General features: G+C 68.1%; 17 protein-coding genes. 9 read left to right on the top strand and 8 right to left on the bottom strand.

The features are described 5' to 3' along the window. Positions 1–84: 84 nt before the first annotated feature. The gene (locus OG203_RS21555) at positions 85–990 is read right to left on the bottom strand and encodes a sigma-70 family RNA polymerase sigma factor (RefSeq protein WP_405167419.1); all 906 of its coding nucleotides are present in this window, start codon (positions 988–990) and stop codon (positions 85–87) included. Positions 991–1,097: 107 nt separating this feature from the next. Between OG203_RS21555 and OG203_RS21550 the strand changes: the two genes are divergently transcribed. The 4 genes from OG203_RS21550 (at position 1,098) to OG203_RS21535 (ending at position 5,751) form a co-directional block, all read left to right on the top strand. After that, positions 1,098–1,700, top strand: a complete 603-nt coding sequence (locus OG203_RS21550) for a GNAT family N-acetyltransferase (RefSeq protein ID WP_405167418.1) — start codon at positions 1,098–1,100, stop codon at positions 1,698–1,700. Between the two features lie 104 nt (positions 1,701–1,804). After that, a complete protein-coding gene (locus OG203_RS21545) occupies positions 1,805–3,463 on the top strand; it encodes a DNA repair helicase XPB (protein ID WP_405167417.1) in 1,659 nt (552 codons plus the stop codon). A 41-nt stretch (positions 3,464–3,504) separates the two neighbouring features. Next, a complete protein-coding gene (locus tag OG203_RS21540) occupies positions 3,505–4,173 on the top strand; it encodes a DUF3239 domain-containing protein (protein WP_405167416.1) in 669 nt (222 codons plus the stop codon). Between the two features lie 174 nt (positions 4,174–4,347). Continuing rightward, positions 4,348–5,751 (top strand): M1 family metallopeptidase, encoded by a 1,404-nt coding sequence (locus tag OG203_RS21535; protein ID WP_405167415.1) that lies wholly within the window; start codon positions 4,348–4,350, stop codon positions 5,749–5,751. 108 nt (positions 5,752–5,859) lie between these two features. Here OG203_RS21535 and OG203_RS21530 read toward each other — a convergent pair whose 3' ends face one another. Beyond that, on the bottom strand, positions 5,860–6,672 hold the full coding sequence (locus tag OG203_RS21530) for a hypothetical protein (RefSeq protein ID WP_405167414.1): 813 nt from the start codon (positions 6,670–6,672) through the stop codon (positions 5,860–5,862). A gap of 295 nt (positions 6,673–6,967) precedes the next feature. On the opposite strand from OG203_RS21530, the gene OG203_RS21525 reads away from it, so the two are divergent. Then, positions 6,968–7,477 (top strand): hypothetical protein, encoded by a 510-nt coding sequence (locus OG203_RS21525; RefSeq protein ID WP_405167413.1) that lies wholly within the window; start codon positions 6,968–6,970, stop codon positions 7,475–7,477. Here the strand turns inward: OG203_RS21525 and OG203_RS21520 are convergent, their stop codons facing one another. Further along, complete coding sequence (locus tag OG203_RS21520) at positions 7,478–9,880, bottom strand: helicase-associated domain-containing protein (protein WP_405167412.1); 2,403 nt, start codon at positions 9,878–9,880, stop codon at positions 7,478–7,480. 140 nt (positions 9,881–10,020) lie between these two features. Between OG203_RS21520 and OG203_RS21515 the strand changes: the two genes are divergently transcribed. Continuing rightward, positions 10,021–10,209: a hypothetical protein gene (locus tag OG203_RS21515; protein ID WP_014981540.1), complete on the top strand. Its 189-nt coding sequence runs from the start codon at positions 10,021–10,023 to the stop codon at positions 10,207–10,209. Positions 10,210–10,281: 72 nt separating this feature from the next. On the opposite strand, the gene OG203_RS21510 is transcribed toward OG203_RS21515, so the two are convergent. Together OG203_RS21510 and OG203_RS21505 are read right to left on the bottom strand one after the other, a co-directional pair. Next, on the bottom strand, positions 10,282–10,914 hold the full coding sequence (locus OG203_RS21510) for a resuscitation-promoting factor Rpf1 domain-containing protein (RefSeq protein ID WP_405167411.1): 633 nt from the start codon (positions 10,912–10,914) through the stop codon (positions 10,282–10,284). A gap of 504 nt (positions 10,915–11,418) precedes the next feature. After that, positions 11,419–11,685, bottom strand: a complete 267-nt coding sequence (locus tag OG203_RS21505; protein WP_405167410.1) for a hypothetical protein — start codon at positions 11,683–11,685, stop codon at positions 11,419–11,421. Between the two features lie 203 nt (positions 11,686–11,888). Here OG203_RS21505 and OG203_RS21500 point away from each other — a divergent pair, with 203 nt between their 5' ends. Further along, positions 11,889–12,320, top strand: coding sequence for a cold-shock protein (locus OG203_RS21500; RefSeq protein ID WP_191094095.1), 432 nt, complete (start codon positions 11,889–11,891; stop codon positions 12,318–12,320). Between the two features lie 75 nt (positions 12,321–12,395). On the opposite strand, the gene OG203_RS21495 is transcribed toward OG203_RS21500, so the two are convergent. From OG203_RS21495 to OG203_RS21485, 3 genes are all read right to left on the bottom strand, one after another. Beyond that, positions 12,396–12,908: a DUF2771 domain-containing protein gene (locus tag OG203_RS21495; protein ID WP_405167409.1), complete on the bottom strand. Its 513-nt coding sequence runs from the start codon at positions 12,906–12,908 to the stop codon at positions 12,396–12,398. After that, positions 12,905–14,767, bottom strand: coding sequence for an MFS transporter (locus tag OG203_RS21490; protein ID WP_405167408.1), 1,863 nt, complete (start codon positions 14,765–14,767; stop codon positions 12,905–12,907). Before OG203_RS21490 ends, OG203_RS21495 begins: the two co-directional genes overlap by 4 nt. 148 nt (positions 14,768–14,915) lie before the next feature. Then, positions 14,916–15,701 (bottom strand): glutaminyl-peptide cyclotransferase, encoded by a 786-nt coding sequence (locus OG203_RS21485; RefSeq protein WP_405167407.1) that lies wholly within the window; start codon positions 15,699–15,701, stop codon positions 14,916–14,918. A gap of 17 nt (positions 15,702–15,718) precedes the next feature. Between OG203_RS21485 and OG203_RS21480 the strand changes: the two genes are divergently transcribed. Both OG203_RS21480 and OG203_RS21475 read left to right on the top strand, forming a co-directional pair. After that, positions 15,719–17,461, top strand: coding sequence for a DUF3027 domain-containing protein (locus tag OG203_RS21480; RefSeq protein ID WP_405167406.1), 1,743 nt, complete (start codon positions 15,719–15,721; stop codon positions 17,459–17,461). Positions 17,462–17,493: 32 nt separating this feature from the next. Then, positions 17,494–20,361 carry a sacsin N-terminal ATP-binding-like domain-containing protein gene (locus tag OG203_RS21475; RefSeq protein ID WP_405167405.1) on the top strand — a complete coding sequence of 956 codons (2,868 nt, stop codon included), beginning with the start codon at positions 17,494–17,496 and terminating at the stop codon, positions 20,359–20,361. Positions 20,362–20,384: the final 23 nt, after the last annotated feature.

The following is a 20,384-nucleotide window of genomic DNA, read 5'->3' as shown; positions in this document are numbered from 1 at the left end:
CACCGGATCAGGGCCTCGATTCCGCAGCGGGCAACCCCGGTGCCACCGGCAACTCGGCTACACCCGCTGCCGGGCCTGCCGGGCTCAGCCAAGTCGAATGCCGGTCAGCTTGGCTGGATTCGCGAGATCATAAGTGCCCCAGACCAGTCCGTCGCGGATGGTGAAACCCATTACCCGGGGCGGATGTCCGTAACCGGCGGTGACCACCAGGCCCAATTGTCCATTGACCGAGGCGAATTCGTAGGCGTACGCGGGGTCGACGTCGGTGCCGTCCAAGCCGTATTTGCGCACCAGCCCCAGATAGAAGCGGGCGATCCGGTCCGCGCCGCGCAGCACGTTCACGGTGGTGGACGTGGTGCCGTCGGCATCGCCGATCACCACCGAATCCGGGTGCAGCGCAGCGGTAACCGCGCCGACGTCATCGGAGCGCAGCGCGGTCAGGAAGCGCTGCACCGCGACCTCGTGTTCGGCGTCCGACACCGGCGGCGGCGTGTCCGCCACGGCATTGCGCGCGCGGACCGCGAGCTGCCGTGCGGCCTCGACCGAGACGTCGAGGATCTCCGCGATTTCATCGAACGGCACCGAAAGCCCGTCGTGCAGTACGAAAGCCACCCGTTGCGGCGGGGTCAGGCTGTCGAGCACCACCATGGCCGCGAGCCGGTATTCCTGCTTGCGGACCACCGTCTCCAGCGGATCTGGCGTGCTCGACGGTGTGCGACCGGTCACCACCGGCTCCGGCAGCCATTGCCCCACATAGGTTTCCCGGCGCAGCGCGGCACTTCGCAAGCGGTCCAGGCAGATTCGGCTCACCACGGTCGTCAACCAGGCGCGCGGGTCGTCGATTTCGGATTGGTGCGCGCCGGCCAGGCGCAGCCAGCTCTCCTGCACCGCGTCCTCGGCGTCGCCGACGCTGCCCGTCAGCCGATACGCGACCGAGAGCAGATGCGCTCGATGTGATTCGAACAATCCGGCAAGCAGAGCGGCAACCATCAGGGAGATTCTACGATCTCCCGGCGGGCCGGTTTACCTCGGTGCCGCCGATCGAACGCGCGGCAAACGGGATGATCCGGCCGGGCGATTCGTGACAACATGACTCGATGGACGCACACGCGCTGTCGAACGGAACGGTCTGGCTGTCTATCCCCACCGCGGCGGACATCGACGCGATCACCGAGTGTTGCCAGCATCCGTCCATCGGCGAGTGGGTGACCATTCCGGTGCCCTACACCCGCGACAACGCGCAGACCTTCGTCGACGACATCGTCCGCCCCGGCTGGGCGGGCCACAGCCCGACCTGGGCGCTGCGCCTGCACGAGGGCGGCCCCGTCGTCGGCATGATCGGCCTCGGCGAACGCGACGCCTCCGCCGCCGAGATCGGCTACTGGCTGGCCCCGAGCGAACGCTCCCGCGGCCTGATGACCCAGGCGGTAAATCTGGTCTGCGAGTACGGCTTCCGCCCCACCGGCCTGGCCCTGCGACGCATCAGCTGGCGCGCCTTCGTCGGCAACTATCCCTCCGCCGCCGTGGCCCGCCGCGCGGGCTTCCAGTACGAAGGCCTATCCCGCCAAGGCAGTCTGCAACGTGGCCGCCGTCGCGACCACTGGCTGGCCGCCCGCCTGCCCACCGATCCGCCCGGCCCCGCCGCCGGCTGGCCCGCCGAGTTCGACCGGATCCTCGAATCGACCCCAGAACCTCGCTGAGCAGATCCCTCGCCGAGCGGTGATCGGCGTGGTCAGGGGACCGGCCGTGCCGGGGTGTCGGTGGTCTCAGGGACAATGGTGCGGAATCGATGCGAGGAGGGGCTGTGACGGACGGTCCGCTGATTGTGCAGAGCGATAAGACGCTGCTGTTGGAGGTCGACCACGAGCTGGCCGATGCGGCGCGGCAGGCGATCGCGCCGTTCGCCGAGTTGGAGCGGGCGCCCGAGCACGTGCACACCTACCGGGTGACCCCGCTGGCGCTGTGGAACGCGCGGGCGGCCGGGCACGACGCCGAGCAGGTGGTCGACGCGCTGGTCAGCTTCTCCCGGTACGCGGTGCCGCAGCCGCTGCTGGTCGACATCGTCGACACGATGGCGCGGTACGGCCGGTTACAGCTGGTCAAGCATCCGGCGCACGGGCTGGTGCTGGTCAGCCTGGACCGGGCGGTGCTGGAGGAGGTGCTGCGGCACAAGAAGCTGGCACCGATGTTCGGCGCAAGGCTCGACGACGACACCGTCGTGGTGCACGGTTCCGAGCGCGGCCGGATCAAGCAGATGCTGCTGAAGATCGGCTGGCCCGCCGAGGACCTGGCCGGCTACGTCGACGGCGAGGCGCATCCGATCGAGCTGGACTACACCGACGACAAGTGGCACCTGCGCGACTATCAGCAGATGGCCGCCGACTCGTTCTGGGCCGGCGGGTCCGGTGTCGTCGTGCTGCCGTGTGGCGCGGGCAAGACGATGGTCGGCGCCGCCGCGATGGCCAAGGCCAAGGCGACCACGTTGATCCTGGTCACCAACACCGTCGCGGGCCGGCAGTGGCGTCGCGAGCTGCTGGCGCGCACCTCGCTGACCGAGGAGGAGATCGGCGAGTACTCCGGCGAGCGCAAGGAGATCCGCCCGGTCACCATCGCGACCTACCAGGTGATCACCCGCCGCACCAAGGGCGAATACAAGCACCTCGAGCTGTTCGACAGCCGCGACTGGGGCCTGGTCATCTACGACGAGGTGCACCTGCTGCCAGCGCCGGTCTTCCGGATGACCGCCGACCTGCAGTCGCGCCGCCGCCTCGGCCTCACCGCGACCCTGGTCCGCGAGGACGGTCGCGAGGGCGACGTGTTCTCGCTGATCGGCCCGAAGCGCTACGACGCGCCGTGGAAGGACATCGAGGCGCAGGGCTGGATCGCGCCCGCCGAGTGCATCGAGGTGCGGGTGACGCTCACCGATGCCGAGCGGATGTCCTACGCGACCGCCGAGCCAGAGGAACGCTACAAGCTGTGCTCGACCGCGCGCACGAAAATCCCGGTGGTGCAGTCGATCCTGGCCAAGCACGCCGACGCGCCGACCCTGGTGATCGGCGCCTACCTCGATCAGCTCGACGAGTTGGGTGCCGCGTTGAACGCCCCGATAATCCAGGGATCGACGAAAACCAAAGAGCGCGAAGAACTCTTCGAGGCGTTCCGGCAGGGCGAGATTCCGGTGCTTGTGGTGAGCAAGGTGGCGAACTTCTCCATCGATCTGCCGGAAGCGTCGGTCGCGGTGCAGGTTTCGGGCACCTTCGGCTCCCGTCAGGAGGAGGCGCAGCGCCTCGGGCGGCTGCTTCGGCCGAAACATGATGGCGGCCAGGCCCACTTCTACTCGGTGGTGGCCCGGGACACCCTTGACGCGGAATATGCCGCACATCGCCAGCGTTTTCTGGCCGAACAGGGGTATGCCTACCGCATCATGGACGCCGACGACCTGCTCGGTCCGCCCATCGGATAAGTGGAGGAACCTTCTCCACAAACTGTGCTAGGAATAGGGACGTGCGACGCTTCGAATTCCCGGTCGACCGCAAGCATGCCCGCGCGGTCAACGAAGTCTTCGCCGACCAGCGTCGACTGCGCATCATGGCGATTGCCGCCGCGATCATCGCGACGGCGGGCGCGGCGTATCTGATCTACCTCGACCACCCGTGGGCCTACCTGCTCACCATCGCGTTCATCCTCGGCGCGGTGGTGTCGCTGTGGGTGGCCTTCTGGACCGCGCGGCACGCCAGCATCGACAAGCTCTACACCGACGGTGAGCTGGTGCCCGCGGTGGTCTCGGAGACCTATCCGGCCAGCGTGGTGCTGCTCGCCCTGGTCGACGTGGCCAAGCCTGGCGCCTCCGATTCGCGCTACGCGCTGGTGATCCGGCGGGTCCGCGCGCTGCCTGGCCACGCGATGGCGGAGGGGGAGCGGGTGCCCTCGGTCGCGGTGCGCACCGACCGGGCGCCGCGGCAGGTCGGCGAGCGCTGGCAGTCGGTCAGTGCCATGCCGATCGCGTGGGGTACCACCGACGGCGCCGTCATCGAGCGCGCCCGCGCCGCCATCAGCGACACCGAATGGCGTTTGCTCACCGACAATCTCGCGCTCACCGACAAGGTCCGGCGCGCGCCCGCCAAGCGCCTGCTGCTCGATCCGCACCAGCTGCCCGACGATCTCGGCTCCTGAGTCCTCTTGCGATCTCGCCTTTTCGAGTCGCGCCGCCACCTAGAATCCGAAGATGATCATCGCCCCCGGCGAGTCGGCGGCACTGACCGGAAGCGCCGACCGAACCGTCTAACATTCAGCGAGGTCGGTACGGCCGTACCGAAAGCTCGTTGGCAAAAAAGGGGTGGTTGTCGAATGAGGTTGTCCGGCTGGATGTGTGCCGCTGTGGTCGGCGCGCTCGTCAGTGCCGCCGCGCCCGCCGCCGCCGATCCGCCCCCGGACCCGTTCACCGGCTCGTCCGGGCTCGGCGACCCGTACTACCCGGAGGACGGCAACGGCGGCTACGACGCCACCCACTACGACGTCACCATCGACTACGACCCGCCGAGTCATCAGCTCACCGGGAAGACCCGGATCGACGCCGTCTCCACCCAGGCGCTGCGCGCGTTCAACCTCGACTTCGCCGGGCCGGAGGTGCGCACGGTGTCGGTGAACAACATGCCCGCCGCGTTCAACCGCAATGGTGAGCACGAACTCACCGTGACGCCGATGCTGCCATTGCTGCCGGGCCTGCCGTTCACGGTGACCGTGGATTACGCGGGCATCGCGGCAAATACCGAGGGCAATGGCTGGACGTACGCGCCGAGTGGTGGCGCGTTCGCGGCGGGCGAGCCGCATTCCGCGACGAGCTGGTTCCCGCTCAACGACACCCCGTTGGACAAAGCCACCTTCGCGCTGCACGCGACCGTTCCCGCGGAATGGGAGGTCGTCTCCAACGGTCTTCGCACCCAGGACGCGGTGCAGGGGGAGCGGCGCACCGTCAGCTGGGAGGCGCATCAGCCGGTGGTCGGCTATCTGACCACCATCGCGATCGACAAGTTCAACTTCCTGGATCAGCAGCGTGCCAACGGCACCCCGCTGATCAGTGCCTTCGCCCCGCAGGCGGAACGGAACCGGGAGACCGAGCAGCGCCTGCCGGAGATCCTCGACTTCCTCGAAAACCTCTACGGCCCTTACCCGTTCGAGTCCTCCGGCGGCATCTACGTGGACGCCGACATCATGTTCTCGCTGGAAACCCAGACCCGCCCGATCTACGCGCCGTGGACCGACCTGCCGACCGTCGTGCACGAGATCACCCACCAGTGGTGGGGCGATTCGGTATCGGTGCGCCACTGGTCCGATGTCTGCCTGAACGAATGCTTCGCCAGCTACTCCGCCGACTACCTGTGGCCGGAGCAGAAGGAAAGCAAGGACGTCGACGCGGAATACCGGGAGACGATCCGGAAGTATCAGGGCAACAGCGATTTCTGGCAGGTCCCGCTGGAAAACCCCGGCGCCGGAAACGAATTCACCTCCGTCTACTACCGAGGCCCGCTGTTCCTGCACGCGCTGCGCAGGCAGCTCGGTGACGACGTGTTCTTCGCGGCGGTACGGGAATTCAACGCGGGCCACGCGTATGGGAACGCGTCCATGCCGGATTTCCGCACGTTCATCCAGTCCAAGTCGCCGACGAATCTGACCGATTTCTTCGACGCCTGGCTCAACCAGACCACTCCACCCCCGGACGAGTACCTCTACCCCGGCAGTCTGCGGGGCTGATTCCACCGAGGCGAGTCATATGGTCGCTAAACGATCTCCGACAGCGACCATATGACTCGCCTCGACTTCTTGTGGTGTGGCCTTCTCGGCCGAGTGCTCGTGGCGGGGCTATTCGCCGTCGATGCGCTCGCGTGCGCGTTCCACCCATCGTTCGGCTCGGTCGAGTTGCTTTTGGGCCGAACGTAATTGGTCCTGGGCCGCGCGTTCGGCTGTGCGGCTGAATTGGCGCTCCTGTTCGGCCTGGGCGAGTGCCTCTTTCAGCTCGGCGATCCGGGAGTCGATGTCGCTCAGCTGATCTGCCGCGCCCTCGGCGTCCTCGTGCGCTGAATCCCTTGCCGCACGGGCGGATTCGAGTTCTTCCAAGGCTTCGTCCAGCTCGCGGCGCGGGTTTTCGTCCGTCGTGTCGGGTTCGGGTGCCTCGTCTCCGACGGCGACCAAGCCGGGATCTGCGGGGCCGAATCCGTCGTAGGTCGCGGCGGTGGCCAAGGTCCCCGAATGCACCTGCTCGGCGACGTCCGGATCGGCAAGCGCCGCGTTCAACGTCTGCCCGACCTCGCGCAACACGCCCTCGTTCACCGGGCGCTCGTGCGCGGCGGCCAGCGCGCCCGCCTTCTTGGCCAGTGCGTTGACGGCTTGCTGCCGCTGCGCAGTGAGGGTGCGCAGCTCGGCGCCGGACAGTTTCCGCTGCGCCGAGCGCAGTGCCGCACCCAGTTGCAGCAGCGCTGCCACGTCCTCGGGCGCCTCGCGGGCCAGCAGGTTCACCGTCCACGCGGTGACCGTTGGTTTGCGTAGTTTGCCGATGGCGGCCGCGAGTTCTTTGTCGCCCGCTTCCTTGGCCTGTTCGACCTTGGCCGTGCGTGTGGCGACGAACTCGCTCGGCGCGAGTCCGTACAAGTCGCGGGCAACATCGTCCAGCGTCATACTGGCCAAGCGTAACGACTCGGTCTGTCGAAGCGAAAGAACCCACGTATTGGACGAATGTCCACGTTTTGGGTAATACGCGAAAGGCATTGCTAGTGAATAGCTTTGGATTCCAACTGCTCGGCCGTCTGCTCCCGAGCATCCTCGGGTACGCCCTGCTCGGTATGTGGAGCACCTGGTAGTCCGCAAGACCAACGCAGTCGGAAATCACCCGTAGCGCCGATGCGACCCGCGTCCGGGTATCCTCACCGCGTTCGCGAGCGGCGTGAATGTGTTCGGTGAGAGAGGTTTTCAGGTGAAGTTTCCAGGAGCGCGGCTGCTGGCACGCGTGGTGCTTGCCCTCGTCGCGGTGGCGGCGGTGATCGTCACGGTGGTCGGCTGCTCGTCGGCCAAGGATGACAGCAAGTCCGGAACAGGCGCGGGCAAGGTCGGTGACTGCGTCATCAAGGGCGCCTCGGCCGATGCCAAGGCCGAGCCGGTCGATTGCTCGTCGGAGAAGGCGGTCTACAAGATCGCGCAGAGCTCGGACAAGAAGATCGACTGTGCGACGGACTACACCCCGTACCAGGCGGGCAGCACCTTCCTGTGTCTTGCGCCCAACTTCAAGCAGGGCAGCTGCTACAGCGAAAGCACCACCGCCGGATTCACGAACGTGGATTGCGGTGCCACCGGGGCCAGTTTCAAGGTGGTCAAACGGATCGACGGCGACGCCGACGAGCTGCTGTGCGGGGCCGACGCGGACAGCTTCCGCCTCATCTCCGAGGCCCCGAAGATCACCTTCTGCCTCGCCAAGCCCAAGGCTTGATCATTCGAGCAGGGCGACCGACGCGATCCGGTGCAAGGTGAAGTGCCGGACCGCGCCTGTCACCGGGTCGAGCGCGTCGAGCTGACCGTTGCCGACCTTGAGCGGTTCCACCACGCGCTGCGTCGCGACGCCGGACGCGTCGACGTAGCCGATATTCACCGACCGCCGCACCCGCGCCGCCAGTTGCAGCAGGGCCAGGGTGGCCGCGGTATTGGTGCGGGTGCCGTCCATCCGCACCGACTGTCCGGACCGGGCGCTGGTGGCGCGTTCGGCCGCGCGTAGCTCGGTGACGAGCAGTTCCAGCTGTTCGGTGCTCGGCGGCGTCGGCCGCCACGGCGGCCTGGCATTGGGCCGGGCCGAGATCCGGGCGCCGCGCTGGCGCAGATCGACGATGATGCCCGCCGAATCCTCACCCGCCGGTGCGAAACCGGCCGCGCGCAGCTGCTCGAGCACCTCGCCGAGCGGCGCCTGGGCGATCGCCACCGTCGGCGCGATGGCCCGCAGCGCGAGCGTCGCGGCGACCGGTGCGGCGAGCACCTGGGCGAGCAGCGCCGGGTCGTCACTGCGCAGGAACGACTGCGCCATCCCGACGCGCAGCTGCCCGTGGCGCCGGGCGACGTCATCGATCAGATAGGTCAGCGCCTGCGGAATCGGCGTCCGCGAGTGCTTGGTGAACAGCGCGTGCAGCTCGGCCGCGGTGAGCCCGCCGTCGAGCGCGCGCCGCACCGATGTCTCGCTGATCCGGTAAACCGTTGCGGCACCGGCGGATTCGACATCGGCGACCAGTTCGACCCGCTGCTGTAGTTCCGCGGTGAGCGGGCCGGGGGCGATCACCGTCAGGTCCGCCTGGACCAGCACGTGATCGACCGGCGCCGGCAGCGCCGCCTCCATCGCGGCCTCGGCATCGGCGGCGCTGGTCGGCGTGCCGTGCAGCAGCGCGCGGGCCGGTGAGCCGAGCGCGCCGCGGCCGACGAAGCCGAGCGACGCGGCCTCGGCGAGCGTCTGCTCCACCGCCTCTAAACGAAAGTGCCTGCGCCAGCGCGGTTGTCGCCAGGCGAGCACGCGGCCGATATCGGCGGGTGTGAGCGCGCTGCCGGACGGATATTCGGCGAGCAGGCCAAGGATGGCGTGCCGGTCGCGTGGCGCGTGCGGGGAGCGCAGCTCCAGTGAGAGGGCGGCCAGGGGTTTGTCATTGGCGTCGCGCAGGCCGATCATCCATGGCATCCGGTCCAATTCGAGCCATGCGATGGCAAGGGCGGCCCAGCGCCTGGCGAGCGGCGCCTCGAGCCAGGCGTCGATCGCGGGGGTCGGTGCCCAGAAGTCGTCGGTCGAATCGACCTCCGGCGGTGGGTCCGGCAAACCCTTTTCGATCAGTCTCGCGGCGGCCAGCAGTTCGACCAGCAAACCAGCTCTCGGCTCGTCGATGCCGGTCTGCTTGGCGATGCGGCGCAGCTCGCGCACACCGAGGCCGCCCGCGCGCAAGGCGGGTGCTGGCGCCTGGCCGAGGCTGTCCAGGATGGCGGTGCAGTGCCGAAGTAGCTCACCCACTTCGCCAGCGGCGACGGCGTTCACGTCGGCGGAGGTCTGTTTCTTCGGCTTCGGTGTGGGCGGGGTCAGCGCGTGCGGGTGCGTCACGGGCTCGTTGCGCAACACCTGACCGACGGTGACGGGCAGCTCGACTGTCTCGTCGTCGATCCGGTTCAACAGCCTGCGGGCAAGTAGCTGTTGGACCGGGCGGTCGGCGGGGGTGCCCGGTGCGGCGTCCCTGGTGCGTCCGCGCGGGCCCGTGCTGGCCAGTTTGTCGAGCAGCGCGCGTGCGGCCGAGGTGAGTTCGGGCAGTGCGTCGCGCACCTCGGGCTCGGTGAGCGAGTCGGGGATCTCGGTGGTGCTGCCGATCGGCCAGGGCAGCGCCTCGACCGCGGCGGTGATCAGATGCAGCCCATCGTCGCTGGTCCAGACCAGTGCGCGGGCGGTCAATCGCTCGATCGCGGCGTCGATCGCCGGAGCCGGCACGCGTTCGCTCAGCTGCACGTGCAACTGGTCACGGGTCAGCGGGGCGCCGTTGCTCTCGGTACGCGTTACCCCGTGCACCGCAAGGGTTTCCAGGATCGCGAAATCGAGGGTGTCCAGGTCATCGGTGGCACGCAGCACGGAGGCGCGCTGCTCGGCCCTGGCGGCCAGCACGGCCATCGACGAGGGCAGCGGCACAGCCAGATCAGGCCGGAGTTCGAGCAGTGTGACCAGCTGGGCATCACTACGTGCACCGAGCCACCCGGCTAAGGAGGTCGCGGGCTCCCCCGCCTCTCCGCGCCTTTTGCCGGTCGTGGGTGCGTCGGGCCTGCCGCTGCGGGCCGGCGGTTGGGCCTCTGGCTTGGTTTCGGGCGTGCCCGACGAGTTACCCATGTGCTCCCGAGATCAGTCGTTGCGTCTCAATCCGATCCTTCAGCCTAATAGAAGCAGGACACCCACCGCCGTGTGGAGACAGGGCCATCCATAGGCAGCGGCAAAGTTGCTCGATCGGCTACGCATGCCACAATGAGTTCGTGGTGAACAAATCGAAGAAACCTTATGTCGACAACGGCTGGCCGAAGGTCGCCGACGGCGACCATGCGGTCACCGAACTCTCGTCGACCCGTTCCGGTGGGCTCTCGCCGTACGGTGAGGACACCGAGTTTCCGGTCCCGGCAGATCAGCTGCCTTATATGCACCCGAACACGGTGATCAACCGCTGATTTCCGGACGGAAAGTCCGAAGATACGAATAAGGCCCCGCATCCGAGGATGCGGGGCCTTATTCGTGGTTGATCAGTTGGGCAGAAGGCCCTTGTTCGCCTCGTAGAAGTTCACGATGGCGGGATCGAGCTTGGTGTTGCTCGCCTTGGCGGCGTTGAAGAAGTCGAAGGCTTCCTTGGGCACCTGGACGCCCTGGCCCTGAACGACCTCGAGCGCGCGGTCGACGGCCGTGAAGACCTGCTGGGTGCCGTCCGGCGCGGCCTGGGCGGCCTGCGGCGCGGGTGCTGGGTTCCAGCGCGGGGATTCGTTGGTGGCGGGGGCGGAGCGCTGGGTCGGCGCGCTGCTCAGGCCGAGGTGGGAGGAGCAGCTCGGCCAGGCGCCCCAGCCCTGGGAGGCGAGCACCTTCTCGGCGACAGTGATCTGCTGCTCGCGGGTGGCCTGGTTGGCGCTGGCCGCGTACTGGCCGCCGCCGTGGGCCTGCCAGGTGCTCGGGGAGAACTGTAATCCGCCTTGGAAACCGTTGCCGGTGTTGATGCCCCAGTTACCGCCGGCCTCACACTGTGCGAGGCGATCCCAGTCGGAGTCGGGTGCCGCGCTGGCGTTGCCAGCGAGGGCCACACCTGCGGTCCCCATGATCGCACCGGTCACGGCAACTTTGGCAACCGTGCGCCCGGTGGAGCTTGGCTTGCGATGGCGTCCACTCATATCGGGTTCGTCTTCCTCTCGACGCACCTACGAGGTCATCGGTATGGGCTGGACTGAGAGGTCGTCATGCCCGCCCTCGCCCCTACGTTTCCGTCGGGTTTCCGGTGCCCGCGGGGCGAGGTTCGGTGCGGCGGGCCGGTGTGTGCCGGTTGTCCCGGCTCGCTAAGAACGGTACGACGATCGCCGGGAAAAATCACCATTTGGTAACCGGCGTGTACGAGCGGGTCTCGGTGCGGTCTCGGCGCGGAGGTCGGCCCTTCTTTGCAGCTAGACGCGGTGCGCTCAGACCAGTGCCCGTCCGTCACCGGCCCGTGACCTCTCCGTTATGTGACGAGGATCACAACCAGGATTTGGTAACGACAGACTCGGGTAACCCGTTCGCAGCGCATCGGTGACCTTTTGGTCAGATCGACGCGTCTCGCAGGTCGAATCAGCGCAACCGTCAGGTCGATTCCGTGTGCTCAGCGCGATGACCAGGCCACATCAACGCGACCGCCGGGTCGGTCAACGCGAGCGCCTACCCGAACGCAACGCGAAGACGATCGCGATCAGGAACCCGAGCGGTGCCAGCAGCGCGGCGAAGTAGAGCCACAGCCCCGGCGATCCGTCGGAAAGCACCGGGATCAGAAAGATCGCGATGATCGCCAGCAATCCCAGCGCGAACAGGCCGAGCGCGAGCTGTAGCAACCAGTCACCCGGCCTGCGCTGCCCGCCCCCGGTCGACGAGGGATCGGCGTCGTGCGGCGGTGGTGGAGCGGAAGGGTTCGTCACCGCACGACCGTAAAACTGATGTGCTCGCGTTATAGGCACCGGGGTAGACTCGTAGGCAAGCGCGTCCCGCATCACTGCTGGGCGCGTTCTTTTCGCAAACAGATAGCGGACCTGTGCGCGGCGTTGTGCCGCAGCGGGTTCCGTGTACAGATGTGCTCGGGCCGGTGGGGTTCGAGTTTTTCGATGATGAACGGGTGAGCGCAGTGCCGACCGGCAGGGTGAAGTGGTACGACGTCGAAAAGGGCTTCGGCTTCCTTTCCCAGGACGAGGGTGAGGACGTCTATGTCCGTTCGTCCGCGTTGCCCGACGGCGTCGAGGGGCTCAAGCCGGGACAACGCGTCGAATTCGGCATGGCCGCGGGCCGCCGTGGTCCGCAGGCGCTGAGCCTGAAGCTGCTCGAGGCTCCGCCGTCGGTTCGGCAGGGCCAGGAGCGCCAGGAACGCGAGCGGGTCCGTAAGGAGCCTGTCGCGCGCAAGCACACGCCGGACGAACTGCACGGGATGGTCGAGGACATGATCACCCTGCTCGAGGCGACGGTGCAGCCGGACCTGCGCAAGGGTCGATACCCCGATCGCAAGACCGCGCAGCGCATTTCAGAGGTCGTCCGCGCCGTCGCGCGCGAACTCGACCACTGAGCTATTGGCCGCGTGGCCGCGGCGTGTCCGCGGCCCCCGGCTGTGCAGGGATCTCCGCTAGTCGGTCGTATGCCCTCAGGCTGCGGTGCTGATCGACCAGGCCGCGTGCGGCAGGTAGAACTCCTTGCCGGTGTCCTTGTCCCTGGCCAGGATCGGCAGCTGCAACTCGACACCGACCAGCCGCAGGTCCGGTTCCGGATGTGAGTCGATGGTCACGGCGAGCGCGTCCTTCGGAAAGTCGGTGTGGCTGATCACCCGGTCGATCCGGTCGCCATTGGGCAGCGCGTAGACCAGCTGCGCCAGCCACGGCGCGTCCGCGATCTTCTTCGGGAACGACAGCTGCAACGGGTAGTCCTTTGGCACGTCGAGCTGCATGGTCTGCCCGTAGCGGCAGTCCTCCATCTGCACCGAGCAATACACATACGGCGTGACATTCACCGTCTTGCCGTGGGCGTAGGCGGTGATCACCGGATCGTGCTCGTCCGCGTTGCGCACCAGCACGACGAGGACACCGGCGAACGCGACGGTGAATACGAGTAGTGCGGCGACGACCAGCGCGCCGATCGTGCGCGGGCTGAGCTTGCTCACTGGCTTGGATCTCCTATTCCTCGTTGGATACGGGTCGTCTCGTTGCCACTCGGCCCTGGCCGACGATATGCGTTCGAAGTCTGTGGCATCGGCCGGGTGGTCGGGACTTCCTGTTCCGCGTGTTGCGGACGATTACCGCCGAGGCCGGGCAGCAGCGAATGGCCGCGGAAGCTGACGAAGGTCTGCGCCAGGCCGATCACGAGTATCGCGGTGATGACCGCGAAGCCCTTCCAGTAGTCGGTCGGCAGCAGCACGCCCGCCGCGCCGCCGACCACCCAGCTGAGCTGCAGCACGGTCTCCGAGCGGCCGAAACCGGACGCGATCGACTCGGGCGGCAGATCGTCCTGGATCGAGGCGTCCAGCGACACCTTGGCCAGCGCGCTCGTGCCGGACGCGACCAGTGCGGCTATCGCCGCGCCGAGCAGATTGTTGGTGAACGTCGCGAACAGCGCGACCAACGCGCAGGCCGCGGTGCAGCCGAGCACGATCAGCGTCGGCTTGCCGAGCTTGAGCCGGGCGCCGGTCGCGTTGCCGGTGAAGTTGCCGAGCGCCGCCGCGGCGCCGACCACGCCTAGCATCGCGGCCTGCTGGGCCGGGCGGTGCTCGGTGGCCTTGGCGACGAACGCGACATAGAAGGTGAGGAACCCGGTGAGCACCCGGATGGCGCTGTTGCCCCACAGCGAGGTGACCACCGAGCGGCCGAGTGGCTGCCTGCGTTTGCGCGGCGGCGTCGCGGATTCCTTCTCCGGCGAAAGGGCCTCGGTGGGCGCGTGATAGCTCAGCGTCGCGGGCACTTCGCCCTCGGTGACCTCCACCCAGGACGGGATCCGCAGGCTGAGATACGTTCCGGCACAGGCGATCAGCGTCGCGAAGATCAGCGCGCCGTTGGAGCCCGCGATCGCGGCGCTGAGCGCGGCGATCGCGCCTGCGCCGATGGTGCCGCCGACCAAGCCGAACACGGTGAGCCGAGAGTTGGTGCGCACCAGGTCGATATCCGGCGGCAGCACCCGAGGCGTCACCGCGCTCTTGAGCACCGAGAACGATTTACTGCCGATCAGCATGCACAGCGCGAGCGGATACAGTGCCCAACTGTCGAATTCGAGAACGAGCACCACCGCGACCACCGCGCGTAACGCGAACGAGGTGGCCAGCGCCACCCGGCGTCCGTGCTGCAGCCGGTCGAGCATCGGGCCGATCAGCGGGGCGATCACCGCGAACGGGGCGATCGTGATCAGCAGGTACAGCGCGACTTTCGTTTTGCTCTCCGCGGTGGCGCTCGCGAAGAACAGGGTGTTGGCCAGCGCGACGGCGACCGCGGCGTCGAGGGCGAAGTTCGCCATCGTCGCGTAGGTCAGCGCGGTGAGGCCGGACTTGTCGGCGCCGTCCGCCTTCGCCGCGCGCTGGAAGGTGGCGATGCCCTTTTCGGTCAGCTGGCGGCCGCGCATGGCGGCGACGCGGGTGACCGTGAGTTTGCGCGGAACACGTTGGGTGCCGAGTGGAGTGGGGGATTCCCCAGCGGCCGCGATTTCCGGCTGCTCGGGCAGTGGCACGGTGGGTGGCGGAGCGGAGTGCTCCGGCTCGGGGTGGCGCGGTGGCTCGAAGTGGCGTGGCGGTTCCGGGCGATGCGGGAAGACGTGACGCGGGGCATTGGGTGCCGGGTCGGGCGTTTCGTGGCGCTCGGTCGGCGGGTCCGGCTGCCGCCTGCCGCGGTCAGGGTCCAACGGCGGCAATGGCTTGCGGCTCGACGGCGCGTTGGGTGGCGGATATCGGTCGAAACCGGGGTGCCGTTCGATCGGCGGATACTCCTCGCCGTCCCACCGATCACGGTCGGGACCGGAAGGTTCGCGGGGAGTAGTCACATCATCAATTCTGTCGTACTTCTGTGCTGGGCGTTCACTCGCTCTCGAAGGTGTCGGCGGAAGGTGACGTTCATCGCGTCGTGGACGGCGTGGCATGTCGCAGGACTTCCCCGCACAGCGAATCGCATGCGAACCGGTGTGCGGGAAGTCACGGCGTTCCGGCGGGTACGAAGCGGACCTCGAAGGTGGTCGGCCAGTTCTTACCGGCCAGCAGGAACCGGTCGGTGCCGGGAATCTGGGCGATCCCGTTGAGCGTGTCCTCACCCGTCGGGATGATGGTGCGCGGCAGCAGGCCGCTCGCGTTGATCATCGCGAGTACCTCGCCGGTGTCGGGATCGATGCGCAGGATGTGGTCGCTCGGCCAGTCGTTGGCATACACCGAACCGTCCTCGGCGCAATCGAGTTCATTGAGTCGCGCGCTCTGGTGGCTGGTGAGCCGGATCGAGCCGGTCGGCGCGAAGGTGACCGGATCGCGGAAGGTGAGCGTGTCGGTGCCGTCGCTCATCACCAGTTTGCCCTTGCGGGTGCACAGGCCCCAGCCCTCGCCGTCGTAGGACACGCGACGGACTTCGGCCAGGGTGCGCGGGTCCCTGGCGAAGGCCGTGTGGTCCTGCCAGGTCAGCTGCCACAGGATGTCACCGGCCAGGGTCAGCCCCTCACCGAAGTACGGCGCGGGTAGATCGACCCGCGCCAATTCCGCGCCGGTATCGCGGTTCGTCGCCCGCACGCTCGACGCGCCCGACAGCCCGGTGCCTTCGTAGAGCACATCGCCATCGATTTCCAGACCCTGCGTGAACGCGTGGGGATCATGCGACCGGGTGGCCACGACCTCGACATTCATCGCGGGCGACGCATCTTGGGCCGCCCCACATCCACTGAAGATGACCAGACCGACCAGCACACCGATGGCCAACGTCCGCCGATTGCGTTTCATACGGCAAAATGTAGGCCGTGAGCGCAGTTTCTGTTTCTGAGTCCGGTGTCAGGCCGATTCTGGCCGATGCCGTCGATCTGGCCCGCCGTGCGCTCCTGGAGTTGGAACCAGCCGGTGTCGGGGCGCATCTCGGCGTGGCTACCGAGGACGACAGCGCGGCAACCCACCGCTTCGAGGCCACGCTGCCCGGCTATCGCGGCTGGCAGTGGGCGGTCGTGGTGGCGGCCCCACCCGAGGCCGACTATGCGACGGTGAGCGAATCGGCGCTGCTGCCGGGGCCGGACGCCCTGGTCGCGCCCGATTTCGTGCCATGGGACCAGCGAATAAGGCCCGGTGATCTGGCACCGGGCGACCTGCTCGCCCCGCCGCCGAACGACCCGCGCCTGGTGCCCGGCTACGTCGCCAACGGTGACCCGGCTGTCGACGAGGTCGCGTTGGAGATCGGCCTCGGCCGCACCCAGGTGCTGAGCCTCGAGGGTCGCGAAGAGGCCGCCGAACGCTGGCACACCGAATTCGGTCCCGACACCGACATGGCCAAGGCAGCACCGTCCACCTGCGGCCTGTGCGGCTTCTACCTCCCGCTCGCCGGTTCACTGCGCGCGGCCTTCGGTGTCTGCGGCAACGCCATGGGCGCCGACGGTCACGTCGTGCACGCCGCCTACGGCTGCGGCGCCCACTCCGACACCGTGGCACCCACCGGCGGCGGTTCGCCGCTGTACGAGGCGTTCGATGACGCGGCTGTGGAGATGATCCCGACCGAAGCGCTCGTCGCACCGGTCGAGGAAGCTCCTGCGCCTGATGTCGAGTCCGCAAGGGCAACTGTCGCTGATGCCGAGTCGGCTGTTGATGCGGCAGGAGCAGGGCCGAGCGTCGATGCCGAATCGGTCGATGCTGCGGCGGCGCCGGTTGAGGTAGCTCTTGCGGCCGATGTCGAGTCCGCGGATGCGACTGTCGCTGGTGCCGAGTCGGCTGTTGATGCGGCAGAGGTAGTGCCCAGTGCCGCGGCGGATGCGGCAGCTGTGCTGGATGCCGAGTCTGTATCGAACGCGGGAACCCCCGTCGCCGAGGCCGGATCAGCCGACGCGTCGGCTGAAGCCGCGCCGAATGCGCTTGTCGCGGAGGGGGAATCGGCTGTACCGGATGCCGACGTTACCCACGCGGACGTCGCGACCATTGCTGAGACCGGATCGGCTGATGCGGCAGCTGTCGCGGATGCAGATGCCGCGCCGACTGCGGAAGCGTCGGGCGTCGTCGAATCGGCTGCGGGTGTCGCCGATGCGCCGAGTGTGGTGGCCGAGTTCAACAGTGTGTCTGCGGATGGCGCGGTCGTTTCGGACTCCGGGCTGACCGCGGATGTGCGAGTCGGTGACGAAGGTGGTGCTGCCGCTGTGGGCGCCGGGTCTGTTGCGGACGGTGACGCGGTGACGGATGTCGAGCCAAGCGTCGAGGTTGCGGCGGAGCCGAGCGTGGAAGAGGGCGTTCTCGCCGATAGTGGTGACTCCGTTGTTGCGCCGAGTGCGGAGGTGCAAGGTGGCGACGAAAGTGGTTCTGTCGCTGCGGGTACCGAGTCTGCATCGGTCGATGCGGTCGATGCCGAAGCCGATGCGGTGACTCAGGACGACGTTGTCGCCGACCGTGGCGCCGAAGCCGAAGCCGAAGCCGAAGCCGAAGCGGATGCTGCGCAGGCGTCTTCAGGTGACGAGCGGGTCGTCGATGGTGAGGCCGATGGCCGGGCGGTCGAGTCATCGCCGCAGAGCTGACCGAGACGGCCGATCCGTTCGGCACCTCGGCGTTGCGGGCGGGAGTTCTTGCCGCATGGCGTGATTCGCCGACCCGGTTGCGTGAAGACGCGGCGACCGAGGCGGATCTGGTGCGTGCGGGTTACCGCGACCGGTTGCTGACCGAGCTGGCCCAGAACGCGGCGGATGCCGCCGCCAAGGCCGGTGTTCCGGGTCGGTTGGTGGTCCGGCTCGACGACGGCAAGCTGCGTATCGCCAATACCGGTGCGCCGCTTGACCTCTCCGGCGTGCACGCGCTCACCGCGCTGCGAGCGTCCGGGAAATCCGACGTCACGGCCGTCGGTCGGTTCGGTGTCGGCTTCACCGCGGTGCTGTCGGTCAGCGATGAGATCGACCTGCGTTCGACCACCGGCTCGCTGCTGTTCTCTCGCGAGCTGACGTGGGATGCCCTGCGGCAGCAAAACATCCATATCCCCGACAGCTCGCCGGACGACGCGGCCGATGGTTTCGCGCCACCCGTGTTGCGGATGGCCTGGTCTATCGAGACCGCACCGGCTGACGGTTTCGATACCGAAGTCGTGCTGCGGCTGCGCCAGGACGTTGATGCCGACGCACTGCTCGCCGGTATGCACGCGGAAGCCATCGACCTGCTGCTGGAACTGCCAGCGCTGCAGAGCATCACGATCGAAACGGCGGAATTCACCAGCACTACCGCCGATCTCGGCAACAACTTGCAAGAGATCCGTGTCGACGGCCCCGACGACATGCACCGGTCCTGGTGGCAGTACCGCGCACCGCGTGCCCGCTGGCTCCTCCCGCTCCGCAACGGCAGGCCGACCGCCGCCGCCCAGGATGTGCTGCGCGCACCGACCCGCGCCGACGAGGAACTGTCCCTCCCTGCCCTGCTGATCGCCGATATCGCCATGCAGCCGGACCGCCGCCGCCTGCTCCCCGGCGCCCGCCTCGCCGAACTAGCCACCGGCTACGCGGATTTCGCCCGCGCCCTGCCGCCCCGCGACCGCCTCGTCCTGGTCCCCACCCCCGCCTTCGCCCGCAGCGAGGCCGACGGCCTGCTCCGCGAAGCCCTCATCCGAGAACTCCAGACGCACCCCTGGCTCCCAATCGTCGCCACACACCCCGTAACCGCCGACGCGGGCAATCAAGCGCCTGAGGACTTCGCTGAGAGCCTGTACGACCCAGCGCCGCACGACGGCTCGCCCAGCGCCGCAGAAACCGCGCCGGGCGCCGGGGAAACCGCACCGACCGCCGGTGTGGTCGACGTCGCCGTGCCGACTCGGGCGAGTGCGCTCACCGGGCTGACCGAGGAATTGGCGCGGCTGCTCGATGATGTGGTCGGGCCGTTGGTGATTCCGGAGTTGTCGAGGCCAGGGCAGGCCGAGGCGCTCGGTGTGCTCGATGTGCATCGGCTTGGGTTGGCACGGCTCGCGGAGTTGTCGAGCGGGCTGGAGCGGGCGCCGCGGTGGTGGTATTCGCTGTACGACGCGCTGGAGCCGTTTGTAGTGGATCCGCTTGCCGCCGAAGAGCTTGGCGCGCTTGCGGTTCCGCTGGCCGACGGGCGGCTGGTCACCGGGCCGCGTACGGCGGTGCTCGACGACCAGCTCGAGGTCGCGATCCCGGTGCATTGGGCCAGGCTGGTCCATCCCGAGGCCGCGCATCCGTTGCTGGCCAGGCTTGGCGCGCGTTCGGCGACCGCCGAAGATCTGTTGAGCGAACCGGATTTACGCGCCGAGCTCGAGGATCACCCGGACGACCCGGACACCGTCGACGCGGTGCTCCGCTTGGCCGCGTACGCCGATCCGGCAGCGCTGCCGTCCTGGCTCGCCCTGATCGAATTGCCCGACGCAGACGGCGAATTGCGGCCCGCCGACGAGCTGCTGCTGCCGGACGCACCGCTGCGCGAACTGCTGGTCGAGGATTCGCCGTTCAGCGCGATCGATGCCGCCATGGTGGAACGCTTTGGCGCGCAAGCATTACGGGCCGTCGGCGTCGGCTGGGATTTCAGCGTTGTCGTCGAGGCCGACCCGACCGGTCCGGATCACGATCTGGACGACGAGGACCGCTGGTGGTCGACGCTGTCGGAGGATCCGCCGGAGCTGACGGCGATCCGCGATCTCGACCTGATAGACGATGCCGCGTGGCCGGAGGCGTTGTGGCAGCTGGCTTCCGCGCCGCGCACCCGCCGGCTGCTCACCGACCGCGACGGTTACACCGCGTGGTGGTTGCGCACCAACGCGCGCATTGATGGCATGCCCCTCGGCCTGCTCCGCCATCCCACGGACACCGAATTCGCGGACCTACTGCCGACATTCACGGTGCCCGGTCTCGCGGACGACGCCACCGCGATGCGCGCGATACTCGCCGATTCCGCGGTGATCACCCCCGAATTGGCAACGGCCCTACTCGACGCGCTCGCCGATCCGTCGAAAACACCCACCCCCGAGGTGGTTTCGCGAACGCACGCGAGGTTGGCCGCCGCCGTCGCCGCGGAGCATCTCGATCTTACCGACCTCGACCTGCCCGACCGGGTGCGCGCCCTGTCCGGTGCCGTCGTGGATCCGGCGCAAGCCCTTGTCCTTGACCAACCCTGGTTCGGCTTCGCCCTGCCGCCGGATCGCTTGGTGGTCGGCGATGTCGACGCCGCGCCCGCCTTGGCTACCCTGCTCGACCTGCCGCTGGTCTCGGAGTCCGTGACCGCCGAGGTGTTGGGCGATGGCCGCCGCAGCACCTGGTCCGCCGAGCCGCTGGGAGTTGTTCTGCGGCAATTGTTCTCGTTGCCGCCGCAGGCGGGCGAGCTGGTGCTGCATGACGACCTGAAGGTGCGCCTGCACGGCGCGGTCGAGACCACCGCCTCGGTGCCATGGTGGCGCGAGGGCACCACGGTGCATTTCCGGGTGCCGTAGTAGTCGGCGAATTCGACTGTGCC

It is taken from the genome of Nocardia sp. NBC_01499 (assembly GCF_045040275.1).
Classification (GTDB): domain Bacteria; phylum Actinomycetota; class Actinomycetes; order Mycobacteriales; family Mycobacteriaceae; genus Nocardia.
Note: the sequence above shows the minus strand (reverse complement) of the source record. Positions and strands in the feature narration are given on the sequence as shown.

Bases quoted from the DNA above. Each gene is read 5' to 3' on its own strand.
- OG203_RS21485 (WP_405167407.1), bottom strand. From the start codon at position 15,701: ATGAAACGCAATCGGCGGACGTTGGCCATCGGTGTGCTGGTCGGTCTG.
- OG203_RS21550 (WP_405167418.1), top strand. From the start codon at position 1,098: ATGGACGCACACGCGCTGTCGAACGGAACGGTCTGGCTGTCTATCCCC.
- OG203_RS21520 (WP_405167412.1), bottom strand. From the start codon at position 9,880: ATGGGTAACTCGTCGGGCACGCCCGAAACCAAGCCAGAGGCCCAACCG.
- OG203_RS21555 (WP_405167419.1), bottom strand. From the start codon at position 990: ATGGTTGCCGCTCTGCTTGCCGGATTGTTCGAATCACATCGAGCGCAT.
- OG203_RS21530 (WP_405167414.1), bottom strand. From the start codon at position 6,672: ATGACGCTGGACGATGTTGCCCGCGACTTGTACGGACTCGCGCCGAGC.
- OG203_RS21535 (WP_405167415.1), top strand. From the start codon at position 4,348: ATGAGGTTGTCCGGCTGGATGTGTGCCGCTGTGGTCGGCGCGCTCGTC.
- OG203_RS21510 (WP_405167411.1), bottom strand. From the start codon at position 10,914: ATGAGTGGACGCCATCGCAAGCCAAGCTCCACCGGGCGCACGGTTGCC.